We start from the raw sequence: 14,372 nt of genomic DNA on the forward strand, positions 1-14,372 counted from the left end.
TGGGTATGACCTGCTTCACTGTAGCGGCAAGGTACGAGCCAAACGTGGAGAAAAAAAGAAGATAATGTAAATTATCATACGCGTTTACAGCGTACCTTTCGTGCCAACGCCGTCTGGACTGGGTGCAGACCAGACGGCGCATTGCTGTTCTTTACGTTAGCTGACTTTCTGTCTCTGCCGATCGAAAACTAATGCTGACCAGCGTTCCGCCCCCGGAGGGTTGCGAGAAGGTCAGTGTACCGCTGAGTCTTTCTGCTCGCTCACGCATAATATTCAAACCATAGTGTCCCGCGGGTTCTTGCGGGTCACCGATACCGACGCCGTTATCGCGGATATACACGGTATGATTCCCATCCGGCGCGGTCACGCAGCTGACGGCAATTTCGCTCGCACTGGCGTGTTTAATGGCATTCAACACTGCTTCACGAACGATCTGCAACAGGTGCACCTGCATTTGCGCATCCAGTGCCAGCGTCGGTAACCGGCAATCGAGCGTCAGTTTAGCCGAAGTTTGGTTTTGCAGCGTTTCCAGCATTTCGTGCAGGGCAGAAGGCAGATCGGCCTGCTGTAAAGTCAGGCGGAAGGTGGTGAGCAGCTCGCGCAACTGGCGATACGCATCATTCAACGCCTGGGAGAAATCGGCCATGATGCCCTGCGCCGGGGCATTATCTTCCGGAATCGAACGCTTCAGTAGCGTTAACTGAATGCGCAAATAAGACAGCACCTGCGCCAGCGAGTCGTGGAGTTCACGCGCGATGGTCGCTCGCTCTTCCATTAACAACAGCTGCTGAAAATGTTTTTGCGCCTGATTGAAGTACAGCCCGCGTCCCAGCATGGTCGACACGCTATTAAGCAGCGGTGTGGACGCACTCACGTTAGGGCTTTGCCAGTGTAGTTCTCCATAGACGGTCTCCTGCATGGTGACCGGCAGGATCTGCATTGGCAGTTCTGGGCTTTTAGTCCCTTCGCTGATCCGCCAGTTATCACCGACGGTGAGTTCCAGGAAATATGCAGCGTCGTGCTCGCGAACGATCTGTAAAATATGGCGGAAGCAGTGCACGTCAATTTGGCTGGTATTCAGCGCCTGAGAGCACTGATACAGCACTTCCAGGCGGCGATTGGCTTCGTGAAGGTCGTGTGTTTTCTCCGCCACGGAGGCTTCCAGCGAGCGGTACAGTTTATGCAGTTCACTCGACATCTGGCTAAACGTCTTCGCCAGCAGCCCCAGTTCGTTGGGCAAGCCGGTATCCAGTTGGGGGATATCAAACTGACCGTGTTCAATCTGCTGGCTGGCCATCACCAGGTTATTGAGTGGACGTACTACCTGCTGGCGAATACGCCGCAAAGTAAAGAACACCAGGGTGAATATGCCGATCCCGCCCGCCAGCGATATGCCAAACACCAGCATCACTTTGCGCTCAGCATAATGCTGCAACGCCAGCACGAAGAGGTCGATTTGATTGACATAGTTGTTGATATTGGCCTGATACCAGGGCAAATCGCCGCTTATCAGTCGGGTGTTCATTTCCAGCCAGTTCGCATGCAGACGTCCATAGCGACTTTTTACTGCCTCTGGAACATACCAGGCGTTCAGATTTTGTAATGCCGGCGCGTTTAACGCCTGCTGGAAAAGCTGGCGGTGGGCGTTGAGTTGTGGGCTTTGGCTTTGCAGATCATACCCCAGCCGATAACTTTGCATACGCAGGGAACCGGCAATATTAATTGCCTCCGCGTCGCGCAAACTGCTGGTGAGCGTAAGCAGCGCAATGCCCGTAGAGAGAATTGACAGCAGCACGATGTAGAAAAAAGCCTTGGCTAAACTGGCCGAGACAGGACGCTTTACCGTCACTCGCACATCCTCACACAATGCGCCTCGCGCCTGGTTGCAGCCCGAACGACTCAGTGTATTTGTTAAATGTTAATAAAATCGCCATGAAACAGGATGGTAACTGAAACACAATTTCATATGCGATGAAATAAATTGATCTGCCACAGGTTCTGGATAAATAGTTGTACTTTCTGGGCAAATGGACATTGCCGCTCACTTCAGGGTCGGTTAATAACAGTCATATAAAGAATAAGGTTTTTGCAACCAAAAAAGAAGGAAGCCATGAATCGTTTTATTATGGTCAACAGCCAGCAGTGCCTGGGATGCCACGCCTGTGAGGTCGCCTGTGTCATGGCGCATAACGATGAGCGGCATGTCCTGAGCCAACAGCATTTTCAGCCGCGCATTACCGTCATCAAACATCAACACCAGCGCAGTGCGGTGACTTGCCGCCACTGTGAAGACGCGCCCTGTGCCAGAAGCTGTCCGAATGGCGCAATCAGTCATGACAATGACAGCGTGCAGGTGAACGCGAAAAAGTGTATTGGCTGTAAATCCTGCGTTGTGGCCTGTCCTTTTGGCACGATGCAGATCGTACTGACTCCCGTGGCGAAAGGAAAGGTGAAAGCGACCGCGCATAAGTGCGATTTGTGTCAGGGGCGGGAAGAAGGACCGGCCTGCGTTGAGAACTGTCCGGCGCAGGCGCTACAGCAGGTGACTGAAATCTCACTTGCCGGTCTGTCAAAAGCACGCAGGCTGCGCGCAGCCAGTCAGGAGTGTCAACCCTGGCATGCGATTGCCAGCGGAGTGACGCAGCATGTCACCAGTAAAGTTGAACAAATGCGGGCCACGCCCCCGCGCGGTGAGCCCGATAAACTGCCGATTGAAGCCCGTAAAACCAGCTTTGATGAAATTTATTTGCCGTTCCGCACGGCGCAGGCTGAACGGGAAGCCTCCCGCTGCCTGAAGTGTGGCGAGCACAGTATTTGTGAGTGGACGTGCCCGCTGCACAACCATATTCCACAGTGGATCGAACTGGTGAAAGCCGGAAACATTGACGCAGCGGTTGAGCTTTCGCACCAGACCAACTGTCTGCCGGAAATTACCGGACGCGTCTGTCCGCAGGACCGGCTCTGCGAAGGGGCTTGTACGGTACGTGATGAACACGGTGCGGTCACCATTGGCAATATTGAACGTTACATCTCCGATCGCGCGTTGAGCAAAGGGTGGAGACCGGACCTAAGTCATGTACAGAAAGTCGATAAACGCGTCGCCATTATCGGTGCGGGTCCGGCGGGGCTGGCTTGTGCGGATGTGTTAGCCCGCAACGGCGTTAGCACCACCGTCTTCGATCGCCATCCTGAAATTGGCGGCTTACTGACGTTTGGTATTCCGGCCTTCAAACTGGATAAATCATTGCTGGCGCGCCGTCGTGAAATCTTCAGTGCCATGGGTATTCATTTCGAGCTGAACTGCGAAGTCGGCAAGGACGTGACGCTGGCTGCGTTGCTGGAAGACTACGATGCGGTGTTCGTGGGCGTCGGGACCTATCGTTCGATGAAAGCGGATCTGCCGAATGAAGACGCCCCCGGTGTGTATGACGCGCTACCGTTCCTGATTGCCAATACCAAGCAGGTGATGGGACTGGATGAACTGCCAGAAGAGCCGTTTATTGACACCGCCGGACTGAACGTCGTGGTCCTCGGTGGCGGCGATACGGCCATGGACTGCGTGCGTACCGCGCTGCGCCACGGGGCAAGCCAGGTCACTTGCGCTTACCGTCGGGATGAAGCCAACATGCCCGGCTCGAAAAAAGAGGTCAAAAATGCCCGCGAAGAGGGGGCTAACTTTGAATTTAACGTCCAGCCGGTTGAGCTGGTGCTGAATGCTGAAGGGCGCGTCAGCGGCGTGCGTTTCTTACGCACCCAACTCGGTGAACCTGATGCGCAGGGGCGGCAACGTCCGGTTCCCATCGCCGGGAGTGAATTTGTGATGCCTGCCGATGCGGTGATCATGGCGTTTGGTTTTCATCCGCACGGCATGCCATGGCTGGAGGCGCACGGCGTGAAGGTTGATAGCTGGGGGCGGATCGCTGCTGACGTTGAGAGCGCTTACCGTTATCAAACCACGAACCCGAAGATTTTTGCCGGGGGGGATGCAGTGCGCGGAGCCGATCTGGTGGTGACGGCCATGGCGGAAGGGCGTCATGCCGCACAGGGGATCGTCGACTGGCTGGGTATAAAATCAGTTAAATCTCACTAATCAGCGGGTAGGCCGGATAAAACGCGTTAGCGTTGCCATCCGGCAATATGCCGTATGAATGCCTGATGGCGCTTCGCTTATCAGGCCTACATTGTTCTAAGACAAACCCGGTTTCACGGCGTAGTATTATTGCTCACTTCTCTCCGTGGAGCCGGTATGTCGCAAAAAATTACCCTCATCAAAGACAAAGTCCTTTCCGATAACTACTTCATCTTGCGCAATATCACCTATGAACTGACCCGTAGCAACGGCGAGGTCATCCGCCACAAACGCGAGGTTTACGATCGCGGTAACGGGGCCACCATCCTGCTGTATAACCCGGAGAAAAAGACCGTGGTGCTGATCCGCCAGTTTCGCGTCGCGACCTGGGTCAACGGTAACGAAAGCGGACAGCTAATAGAAACCTGCGCCGGACTGCTGGACAACGACGAGCCGGAAGCCTGCATTCGCAAAGAGGCGATAGAAGAGACCGGCTATGAAGTGGGTGAGGTGCGTAAACTGTTTGAGTTGTACATGTCGCCGGGCGGCGTGACCGAATTAATCCACTTTTTTATCGCGCAATACAGTGACAGCCAGCGGGCGAATGCCGGTGGCGGCGTTGAAGATGAAGATATTGAGGTTCTGGAACTCCCCTTCATGCAGGCGCTGGAGATGATCAAAACTGGCGAGATCCGAGATGGTAAAACGGTGCTATTGCTGAACTATTTGCAGTCGTCACATCTCATGGACTCATGATCGGGATTTATATTTCTTTACAAAATAACGGCCAATCCGACGATTCTGATTGAGCCTCATCAATCGCGCAAGGAAGATACGGCTCAGGTTGTTGGTTTTGACTTCGGGGTTGTACCGTCCATGCGCTATCGCGTTATTTTCATCTTTCTGCTCGGTTTGCTGCCGGTCCGCTTTTTGTGGGCGGCTCCTGCGCAGCAGGCATTTTCCGACTGGCAGGTGACCTGCAATAACCAGAATTTTTGCGTGGCGCGCAATACCGGTGAACATCACGGCCTGGTGATGACCCTAAGCCGCAGCGCCGGGGCGCATACCGACGCGGTGTTGCGCATCGAACTGGGGGGACTGGACTCCCCCGATGCCAAAGAGGCAGATATTGCGCCGCGTTTGCTGCTCGACGGCGCACCGCTGCCGTTGACCGGTGAACACTGGAATATTACGCCCTGGCATCTGATGACTGACGATCCTGTCACCATTAGCGCCTTTTTACAGACCGTGCAAAACGCGCAGGCTATTACCCTGCAAAAAGGGGGGCAAACCCTGTCGCTGGCAGGACTGAAAGCCGCGCTGTTGTTTATTGACGCACAGCAAAAACGTGTAGGCAGTGAAACCGCCTGGATACAAAAAGGTGACGAGCCGCCGCTCAGCGTGCCACCGGCACCCGCCCTGAAAGGTGTGGCCATCGTGAATCCCACGCCAACGCCGCTGTCTGAACAAGAACGCAGCGACCTGCTGGATTATGGGAACTGGCGGATAAACGGGTTGCGTTGTTCGCTCGACCCGATGCGTCGTGAGGTGCGGGTGTCTGCGTTAACGGACGACAAAGCGCTGCTGATGATCGGCTGTGAGGCCGGGGCATATAACACCATCGATTTGGCATGGATTGTGTCCCGCAGCAAACCGCTGACCTCCCGCTCCGTGCGGTTGAGTCTGCCGTTTAAAACGGATGCAGAAAGCAATGATATGGAGTTGACCAATGCTGCGTTCGATGAAAAATCGCGCGAGCTGATTACGCTTGCCAAGGGCCGAGGTTTGTCGGACTGCGGTATCCAGACGCGCTGGCGTTTTGACGGCCAGCGTTTTCGTCTGGTGCGTTATGCGCAGGAGCCAAGCTGTGATAACTGGCATGGCCCCGACGCCTGGCCCACATTGTGGATCACCCGTTAAGCACCTTATGTGCTTTTTCGACAATGTTCTCCACCGTAAAGCCGAAAAACGGGAATAATTTGTCCGCCGGGGCGGATTCCCCATAGCCGGTCATGCCGACAATCGCACCTTTCAGACCGACGTATTTGTACCAGTAATCGGCAATGCCCGCTTCGACCGCCACGCGTGCGCTGACGTTTGCTGGCAGGACCGATTCACGGTATGCCTCGTCCTGGGCGTCGAAGATATCCGTTGAGGGCAGGGAGACTACGCGAACGTTACGCCCTTCACCCGTCAATTTCTCCGCCGCCAGCAGCGTGATCTCCATCTCTGAGCCGGTAGCAATCAGGATAATATCCGGCTTCCCGCCGCCGTCTTTCAGCACGTAGCCGCCGCGGGCAATCTCTTTGACCTGCTCAGGCGTGCGTTCAACCTGTGCCAGGTTCTGCCTGGAAAGGATCAGCGCCGTGGGACCGTTATGGCGCTCAACGGCCAGTTTCCAGCCTACTGCCGCTTCGACCTGATCGCACGGACGCCAGGTGCTGAAGTTGGGCGTCAGGCGCAGGCTGGCGAGCTGCTCTACCGCCTGGTGAGTCGGACCGTCTTCCCCCAGACCAATCGAGTCGTGGGTATAGACCATGATCTGTCGGGCCTTCATTAATGCTGCCATGCGTGCGGCGTTACGGGCGTATTCGACAAACATCAGGAAGGTGGCGGTATACGGGACAAAACCGCCATGATGGGCGATGCCGTTGGCAATGGCTGTCATGCCAAATTCACGCACGCCATAGTGAATGTAATTCCCGGCCGGGTCGTCTTTCAGCGAGGTTGAGCCTTTCCAGATAGTCAGGTTGCTGGGGGCGAGATCGGCAGAGCCGCCAAGCAGTTCGGGCAGCATCGGGCCATAGACGTTGAGGGTGTTTTGCGATGCCTTACGGGTGGCAATTTTTGCCGGATTAGCCTGCAATTCGCGAATGTATTTCTCGGTACTCTTTTCCCACTCTTTTGGCAGCCCACCACGCATCCGGCGGGTAAACTCTGCTGCCAGTTCAGGATGTGCTTGCTGGTACGCGGAGAAGGTCGTATTCCAGTCCTGCTGGGCTTTTTCGCCTTTTTCCCGCGCGTCCCAGGCCCGATAAATCTCTTTGGGGATGTGAAAGGCGGGATGATGCCAGCCCAGCTTCTGGCGGGTCAACGCCACTTCTTCTTCACCCAGTGCCGCGCCGTGCGCCTCTTCTTTCCCGGCCTTATTCGGCGAACCAAAGCCAATTACCGTCCGGCAGATAATGAGTGATGGCTTATCGGTCACGCTTTGGGCTTCCAGAATGGCTTTCTTCACCGCTTCAGGATCGTGCCCGTCTATCTCGTGTACCACATGCCAGTGATACGCTTCAAAGCGCTTCGCGGTATCGTCGGTAAACCAGCCTTTGGTTTCGCCATCAATAGAGATGCCGTTGTGGTCGTAAAAGCCGATCAGCTTGCCCAGTTCCAGCGTCCCCGCCAGCGAACAGACTTCGTGGGAAATCCCTTCCATCAGGCAGCCGTCGCCCATAAAAACATAGGTGAAATGGCTGACAATCTCATGGCCCGGCTGATTAAACTGCGCGGCCAGCGTTCGTTCGGCCACCGCCAGCCCGACGGCGTTCGCCAGGCCCTGACCCAATGGCCCGGTGGTGGTTTCCACGCCCGGCGTGTAGCCCAGTTCCGGGTGCCCGGGCGTTTTTGAATGCAGCTGGCGGAAGTTCTTTAACTCGTCCAACGGCAGGTCGTAACCGGAAAGATGCAGCAGGCTGTAAAGCAGCATTGAGGCGTGACCGTTGGACAAAATAAACCGGTCACGATCGTACCAGTGAGGATCGCTCGGGTTATGGCGGAGAAAATCGTTCCACAGTACTTCGGCAATATCGGCCATGCCCATCGGTGCGCCGGGATGTCCGGAGTTGGCTTTCTGGACCGCATCCATACTCAGCGCACGAATGGCATTGGCAAGCTCTTTACGGGTCATAGGAAATACTCCTTGAAAAGTAAAGTGTTAGAGCGTGTGTTAATTCACACTTTTGGAGAATTTGCAGGCGTTGTCAGCAAAAAGCATAGCAGACAGGCATGGTATTGCTGGCTTAAGCAGGTAACATGGCTGTTATAAATTGATAACAAATTCTTTCTTTGAGTAGTGAGAGTTTGGCGACCTTCAAAGTTTGCGCCGCTGACTGAGGTGATAATGTGCGGCTCTGCAAAAGGGTTACCTGCGCCACTTTATTGATCGATACGTGAAAGGAACAACAAGATGGATGACCAGTTAAGACAAAGCGCCCTCGATTTCCACGAGTTTCCAGTACCCGGCAAAATTCAGGTTTCGCCAACCAAACCCCTTGCCACCCAACGTGACCTGGCGCTGGCCTATTCACCCGGTGTTGCAGCCCCGTGTCTGGAAATCGAAAAAGACCCGCTGGCGGCCTACAAATACACCGCGCGCGGCAACCTGGTGGCGGTGATTTCCAACGGTACTGCGGTACTGGGGCTGGGCAACATTGGTGCGCTGGCCGGCAAACCGGTGATGGAAGGGAAAGGCGTTCTGTTTAAGAAATTTGCCGGGATTGACGTGTTCGATATTGAAGTCGACGAACTCGATCCGGATAAATTTATTAACGTGGTGGCGGCCCTTGAGCCGACGTTTGGCGGCATCAACCTCGAAGATATCAAAGCGCCGGAATGCTTCTACATAGAGCAAAAACTGCGTGAGCGCATGAATATTCCGGTATTTCATGACGACCAGCACGGCACGGCTATCATCAGCACCGCTGCGATCCTCAACGGTCTGCGGGTGGTGGAGAAGAATATCTCTGATGTGCGTATGGTGGTGTCCGGTGCGGGGGCGGCGGCGATTGCCTGTATGAACCTGCTGGTGGCGCTGGGCATGCAGAAGCACAACATTGTGGTCTGCGATTCCAAAGGTGTGATTTACAAAGATCGCGAACCAAATATGGCTGAAACCAAAGCAGCCTACGCGGTGGAAGATGACGGCAAGCGTACACTGGATGACGTGATTGACGGGGCTGACATCTTCCTTGGCTGTTCCGGCCCGAAAGTGCTGAGCCAGGAGATGGTCAAGAAAATGGCGCGTGCGCCGATGATTCTGGCGCTGGCCAACCCGGAACCGGAAATTCTGCCGCCGCTGGCGAAAGAAGTTCGTTCCGATGCCATTATTTGTACCGGTCGCTCCGACTACCCGAACCAGGTCAACAACGTCCTGTGCTTCCCGTTCATCTTCCGCGGTGCGCTGGACGTGGGTGCCACTGCAATCAACGAAGAGATGAAGCTGGCGGCGGTACATGCTATTGCGGAACTGGCGCATGCTGAGCAGAGCGAAGTGGTGGCCTCCGCCTATGGCGATCAGGACCTGAGCTTTGGCCCGGAATACATCATTCCTAAGCCGTTTGACCCGCGTCTGATTGTCAAAATTGCACCGGCGGTGGCGAAAGCGGCCATGGACTCCGGCGTGGCAACGCGCCCGATTGCCGACTTTGATGCGTACATCGATAAGCTGAGTGAGTTTGTCTACAAAACCAATCTGTTCATGAAGCCGATTTTCTCGCTGGCACGCAAAGCGCCGAAGCGCGTGGTGCTGACGGAAGGGGAAGAGGCGCGCGTGCTGCATGCGACCCAGGAATTGATCACCTTAGGTCTGGCGAAGCCGATCCTGATTGGCCGTCCGAGCGTGATCGAAATGCGCATCCAGAAACTGGGGCTGCAGATCAAAGCCGGTGTTGATTTTGAGATCGTCAACAACGAATCCGATCCGCGCTTCAAAGAGTACTGGAGTGAGTATTATCAGATCATGAAGCGCCGGGGGATCACCCAGGAGCAGGCGCAGCGTGCGGTGATTGCCAACACCACGGTGATTGGTGCGATCATGGTGCAACGCGGTGAAGCGGATGCGATGATCTGCGGCACGATTGGCGACTATCACGAGCATTTCAGCGTGGTGAAAGCGGTATTTGGTCACCGCGACGGTGTGCATACGGCGGGGGCGATGAACGCGCTGTTGCTGCCAAGCGGCAACACCTTTATCGCCGATACCTACGTTAACGATGACCCGACGCCGGATCAGCTGGCGGAAATCGCCGTGATGGCGGCCGAAACCGTACGGCGTTTTGGTATCGAACCGAAGGTGGCATTGCTGTCGCACTCCAACTTTGGCTCTTCCAACTGTCCGTCGGCCAGCAAAATGCGCGCAGCGCTGGAGCTTATCAAGGCGCGTGCGCCAGAACTGATGATCGACGGTGAGATGCACGGTGATGCCGCGCTGGTAGAAAGCATTCGTAACGATCGGATGCCGGACAGTCCGCTGAAAGGCTCCGCCAATATTCTGGTGATGCCGAATATGGAAGCGGCGCGTATTAGTTACAACTTACTACGCGTGTCCAGCTCTGAAGGCGTAACGGTCGGCCCGGTGCTGATGGGTGTGGCGAAACCGGTTCATGTATTAACGCCGATCGCCTCTGTTCGTCGTATCGTGAATATGGTGGCGCTGGCGGTTGTAGAAGCGCAAACACAGCCGCTGTAATTTCACTTTAATTAATTCTGGCGCGGGTTTCTCCCGCGCCTTTTTATTTTCCCTTTCTTAGTGATCTCCCTCACCTTTTAAACCTGGTTGCCGAATTTTGTTATTTACTCTGACGAAAAATTGCCACGATGGGGTCAGTTTTAGCAGAGGCGGTGAGCAATGGAAAAAGAACGCATCATCCAGGAATTTGTGCCGGGGAAACAGGTCACGCTGGCGCATCTGATAGCGCACCCCGGTGAAGAGTTGGCGAAAAAGATCGGCGTTCCCGAGTCTGGCGCTATCGGCATCATGACCTTAACGCCGGGTGAAACGGCGATGATTGCCGGTGATTTAGCCATGAAGGCGGCGGATGTACATATCGGCTTTCTCGATAGATTCAGCGGCGCGCTGGTGATCTACGGCTCTGTAGGTGCAGTGGAAGAGGCGTTGCTCCAGACGGTGAGCGGTCTGGGCCGGTTATTAAATTTCACTTTGTGCAACCTGACAAAAAGTTAATCAGAGGCGGCGATGAAACGTATTGCGTTTGTCGGTACGGTGGGGGCGGGGAAAACCACGCTCTTTAATGCGCTCCAGGGGAATTATTCCCTCGCCAGAAAAACACAGGCTGTCGAGTTTAATGAAAACGGCGATATCGACACTCCAGGAGAATATTTTAGCCATCCGCGCTGGTATCACGCCTTAATTACCACGCTGCAGGATGTTGATACGTTGATTTATATACACGCGGCAAATGATTTAGAAAGTCGCTTACCTGCCGGGCTGTTGGATATCGGCGCCAGTAAACGACAAATCGCCGTTATCAGCAAAACGGATGTGCCGGATGCCAATGTCGCCGCAACGCGACAATTACTTCGCGGGATAGGGTTTCAGGAGCCGATTTTTGAGCTCAATAGCCATGACCCAAGCAGTGTGCAGCACCTGGTGGATTATCTGACTGAGCTCAGCCAAAAGGAGGAAAGGGCAGGTGAAAAAACTCATCACAGCTAACGATATTCGTGCGGCCCACGCACGCGGTGAACAGGACGTATCGGTTGTTCTGCGCGCCAGCATCATCACCCCGGAAGCACGCGAAGTTGCGGCGCTGCTGGGCGTCACTATCACTGAATGCGATGAATCCGCGCCGGCAGCCGTATCAACGTCTACGGCAGCACCAACTGCGGCGGATGACGGCAAAACGGAAAGCCAGCGTATTCGCGAAACCATCATTGCGCAGTTACCGGAAGGACAGTTTACCGAAAGCCTGGTCGCGCAGTTGATGGACAAAGTGATGAAGGAGAAACAGTCGCTGGAGCAGGGCGGAATGCAGCCCAGCTTTGCCTCTGTGACCGGCAAAGGTGGCGTCAAAGTCATTGACGGCAGCAGCGTCAAGTTTGGCCGTTTTGATGGCGCCCAGCCGCACTGCGTCGGCTTAACCGACTTAGTCACTGACCAGGACGGGAGCAGCATGGCCGCCGGGTTTATGCAGTGGGATAACGCATTTTTCCCATGGACGCTGAACTACGACGAAATTGACATGATTCTGGAAGGCGAGCTGCACGTTCGTCATGAAGGCGAAACCATGATTGCGAAGGCCGGGGATGTGATGTTTATCCCGAAAGGTTCCAGTATTGAGTTTGGTACGCCGACGACGGTGAAGTTCCTGTATGTGGCCTGGCCTGCGAACTGGCAGTCCTGCTAAGGCGGATGTATGAAGGATTTCATTACCGAAGCATGGCTCAGGGCGAATCATACGCTTAGCGAAGGGGCTGAAATTCATCTCCCCGCTGATGCTCGCCTGACGCCGTCTGCCCGGGAGTTGCTGGACAGTCGTCGACTGCGCATTAAGTTTATCGATGAGCAGGGAAGCCTGTTTATCGACGACGAGCAGCAGCAACCGCAGCCGGTGCATGGTTTAACCAGCAGCGATGCACACCCGCAGGCAAGCTGCGAGCTGTGTCATCAACCGGTGGCGAAGAAACCTGACACGCTGACGCATCTGACAGCGGACAAAATGGTCGCCAAAAGTGACCCGCGCCTGGGATTTCGCGCGACGCTGGACAGCACCATTGCGCTGGCCGTGTGGTTACAGATTGAGCTGGCCGAACCGTGGCAGCCGTGGCTGGCGGATATCCGCTCGCGCTTAGGCAACATTATGCGCGCCGACGCCATGGACGAACCTCTGGATGCGCAGGCCATTGTTGGCTTAAGCGACGGAGATTTACACCGGCTCTCGCATCAACCGCTGCGCTACCTGGATCACGACCATCTGGTGCCGGAAGCCAGCCACGGTCGTGATGCTGCACTGCTTAATTTGCTGCGCACCAAAGTCCGTGAAACGGAAACGGTGGCGGCGCAGGTGTTTATCACCCGTGGTTTTGATGTGTTGCGACCAGACATCCTGCAGGCGCTAAACCGTCTTTCGAGTACGGTTTACGTAATGATGATTTTGAGCGTGGCGAAGCATCCACTGAGCATCAGCCAAATCCAACAGCGATTAGGGGAGAAGTCATGATTATTGAACGCGCTCGCCAACTCGCCAAACGTTCACCTGCTCGGGTGGTGTTCCCGGATGCGCTGGATGTCCGAGTGCTGAAAGCGGCGAACTACCTGCATCAGCACGGTCTGGCTCGCCCTATTCTCGTCGCCAGCCCATTTGCATTGCGCCAGTTTGCCCTCAGTCACCGCGTGGCAATGGACGGTATTCAGGTTGTCGATCCGCAAAGCAATGTGCAAATGCGTGAAGAATTTGCCCTGCGCTGGCTGGCCCGTGCGGGCGAAAAAACGCCGCCGGATGCGCGGGAAAAACTCAACGATCCGCTGATGTTTGCCGCCGCGATGGTCAGTGCCGGTAAAGCCGATGTCTGTATTGCCGGCAACCTGTCGTCAACGGCAAACGTGCTGCGCGCAGGGTTGCGTATCATTGGCTTACAGCCGGGTTGCAAAACGCTGTCGTCGATTTTCCTGATGCTGCCGCAGTATCTCGGACCGTCATTAGGATTTGCCGACTGTAGCGTGGTGCCGCAGCCGACCGCCGCACAGCTGGCGGATATTGCCATCGCCAGCGCGGAAACTTGGCAGGCGATTACCGGTGAAGAGCCGCGAGTGGCCATGCTGTCGTTTTCCAGTAACGGCAGTGCCCGTCATCCCAACGTCGCTAACGTGCAGCAGGCGACGGACATCGTTCGTGAACGCGCGCCGCAGCTTACCGTCGACGGTGAACTGCAGTTTGATGCCGCTTTTGTACCGGATGTCGCCGCGCAAAAAGCGCCCGCCAGTCCGCTACAGGGCAATGCCAATGTGATGGTTTTCCCGTCGCTGGAGGCAGGCAATATTGGTTATAAAATCGCCCAGCGCCTGGGAGGGTATCGTGCCGTAGGCCCCTTAATTCAGGGACTTGCCGCACCGCTTCACGACCTCTCTCGCGGCTGTAGCGTGCAGGAAATTATCGAACTGGCGTTGGTGGCAGCTGTGCCGCGCCAGACTGAAATGAGTCGTGAAAGCGCCTCGCAAACACTGGTTGTTTAGGTCCCGTTCTGGACCCCTTCTACTAAGAGGAAAACACAATGGAAGCATTAGGAATGATCGAAACCCGGGGCCTGGTTGCACTGATTGAGGCTTCTGACGCAATGGTTAAAGCGGCACGCGTGAAACTGGTTGGCGTGAAGCAGATCGGTGGCGGCCTGTGTACTGCCATGGTTCGTGGTGATGTGGCCGCTTGCAAAGCAGCTACGGATGCCGGAGCTGCTGCTGCGCAGCGTATTGGCGAACTGGTTTCTGTACACGTTATCCCGCGTCCGCATGGCGATCTGGAAGAAGTATTCCCGATCAGCTTCAAAGGCGACAGCAACGATATGTAAGTCG

Annotated in this window: 12 protein-coding genes; 10 read left to right on the forward strand and 2 right to left on the reverse strand. The window is 55.4% G+C overall.

Going from position 1 to position 14,372, the window contains the following annotated elements; all coding sequences use genetic code 11:
• Positions 1-151: 151 nt before the first annotated feature.
• Positions 152-1,849: a nitrate/nitrite two-component system sensor histidine kinase NarQ gene (gene narQ / locus IB214_RS06855; RefSeq protein WP_096756210.1), complete on the reverse strand. Its 1,698-nt coding sequence runs from the start codon at positions 1,847-1,849 to the stop codon at positions 152-154.
• 261 nt (positions 1,850-2,110) lie between these two features.
• Here narQ and aegA point away from each other — a divergent pair, with 261 nt between their 5' ends.
• The 3 genes from aegA to IB214_RS06870 all read left to right on the forward strand — a co-directional run bounded on the left by aegA (position 2,111) and on the right by IB214_RS06870 (position 5,989).
• On the forward strand, positions 2,111-4,090 hold the full coding sequence (gene aegA / locus IB214_RS06860) for a formate-dependent uric acid utilization protein AegA (RefSeq protein WP_117343538.1): 1,980 nt from the start codon (positions 2,111-2,113) through the stop codon (positions 4,088-4,090).
• Between the two features lie 156 nt (positions 4,091-4,246).
• Positions 4,247-4,825, forward strand: coding sequence for a GDP-mannose pyrophosphatase NudK (gene nudK / locus IB214_RS06865; RefSeq protein WP_117343539.1), 579 nt, complete (start codon positions 4,247-4,249; stop codon positions 4,823-4,825).
• A gap of 120 nt (positions 4,826-4,945) precedes the next feature.
• Entirely contained in the window at positions 4,946-5,989 is a 1,044-nt protein-coding gene (locus tag IB214_RS06870; RefSeq protein WP_117343540.1) for a DUF1176 domain-containing protein, read from the forward strand.
• On the opposite strand, the gene tkt is transcribed toward IB214_RS06870, so the two are convergent.
• Entirely contained in the window at positions 5,979-7,973 is a 1,995-nt protein-coding gene (gene tkt / locus IB214_RS06875) for a transketolase (RefSeq protein WP_117343541.1), read from the reverse strand. The two genes, IB214_RS06870 and tkt, sit on opposite strands and share 11 nt — an antisense overlap.
• Before the next feature lie 279 nt (positions 7,974-8,252).
• On the opposite strand from tkt, the gene maeB reads away from it, so the two are divergent.
• The 7 genes from maeB to eutM all read left to right on the forward strand — a co-directional run bounded on the left by maeB (position 8,253) and on the right by eutM (position 14,368).
• Complete coding sequence (maeB, locus tag IB214_RS06880; RefSeq protein ID WP_096756215.1) at positions 8,253-10,532, forward strand: NADP-dependent oxaloacetate-decarboxylating malate dehydrogenase; 2,280 nt, start codon at positions 8,253-8,255, stop codon at positions 10,530-10,532.
• Positions 10,533-10,691: 159 nt separating this feature from the next.
• Positions 10,692-11,027, forward strand: a complete 336-nt coding sequence (eutS, locus tag IB214_RS06885) for an ethanolamine utilization microcompartment protein EutS (RefSeq protein WP_096756222.1) — start codon at positions 10,692-10,694, stop codon at positions 11,025-11,027.
• 12 nt (positions 11,028-11,039) lie between these two features.
• Entirely contained in the window at positions 11,040-11,519 is a 480-nt protein-coding gene (gene eutP / locus IB214_RS06890; protein ID WP_096756223.1) for an ethanolamine utilization acetate kinase EutP, read from the forward strand.
• On the forward strand, positions 11,497-12,210 hold the full coding sequence (eutQ, locus tag IB214_RS06895; protein ID WP_117343542.1) for an ethanolamine utilization acetate kinase EutQ: 714 nt from the start codon (positions 11,497-11,499) through the stop codon (positions 12,208-12,210). The genes eutP and eutQ overlap by 23 nt, the downstream gene beginning before the upstream one ends.
• A 9-nt stretch (positions 12,211-12,219) precedes the next feature.
• The gene (eutT, locus tag IB214_RS06900) at positions 12,220-13,023 is read left to right on the forward strand and encodes an ethanolamine utilization cob(I)yrinic acid a,c-diamide adenosyltransferase EutT (RefSeq protein WP_117343543.1); all 804 of its coding nucleotides are present in this window, start codon (positions 12,220-12,222) and stop codon (positions 13,021-13,023) included.
• Entirely contained in the window at positions 13,020-14,036 is a 1,017-nt protein-coding gene (pta, locus tag IB214_RS06905; RefSeq protein ID WP_096756226.1) for a phosphate acetyltransferase, read from the forward strand. The genes eutT and pta overlap by 4 nt, the downstream gene beginning before the upstream one ends.
• 38 nt (positions 14,037-14,074) lie before the next feature.
• Positions 14,075-14,368 (forward strand): ethanolamine utilization microcompartment protein EutM, encoded by a 294-nt coding sequence (gene eutM, locus IB214_RS06910; protein ID WP_005121908.1) that lies wholly within the window; start codon positions 14,075-14,077, stop codon positions 14,366-14,368.
• Positions 14,369-14,372 lie beyond the last annotated feature (4 nt).

The organism is Citrobacter sp. C1, assembly GCF_014596895.2.
Classification (GTDB): domain Bacteria; phylum Pseudomonadota; class Gammaproteobacteria; order Enterobacterales; family Enterobacteriaceae; genus Citrobacter; species Citrobacter gillenii.

Bases quoted from the DNA above. Each gene is read 5' to 3' on its own strand.
- aegA (WP_117343538.1), top strand. From the start codon at position 2,111: ATGAATCGTTTTATTATGGTCAACAGCCAGCAGTGCCTGGGATGCCAC.
- nudK (WP_117343539.1), top strand. From the start codon at position 4,247: ATGTCGCAAAAAATTACCCTCATCAAAGACAAAGTCCTTTCCGATAAC.
- IB214_RS06870 (WP_117343540.1), top strand. From the start codon at position 4,946: ATGCGCTATCGCGTTATTTTCATCTTTCTGCTCGGTTTGCTGCCGGTC.
- tkt (WP_117343541.1), bottom strand. From the start codon at position 7,973: ATGACCCGTAAAGAGCTTGCCAATGCCATTCGTGCGCTGAGTATGGAT.
- maeB (WP_096756215.1), top strand. From the start codon at position 8,253: ATGGATGACCAGTTAAGACAAAGCGCCCTCGATTTCCACGAGTTTCCA.
- eutS (WP_096756222.1), top strand. From the start codon at position 10,692: ATGGAAAAAGAACGCATCATCCAGGAATTTGTGCCGGGGAAACAGGTC.
- eutP (WP_096756223.1), top strand. From the start codon at position 11,040: ATGAAACGTATTGCGTTTGTCGGTACGGTGGGGGCGGGGAAAACCACG.
- eutT (WP_117343543.1), top strand. From the start codon at position 12,220: ATGAAGGATTTCATTACCGAAGCATGGCTCAGGGCGAATCATACGCTT.
- pta (WP_096756226.1), top strand. From the start codon at position 13,020: ATGATTATTGAACGCGCTCGCCAACTCGCCAAACGTTCACCTGCTCGG.
- eutM (WP_005121908.1), top strand. From the start codon at position 14,075: ATGGAAGCATTAGGAATGATCGAAACCCGGGGCCTGGTTGCACTGATT.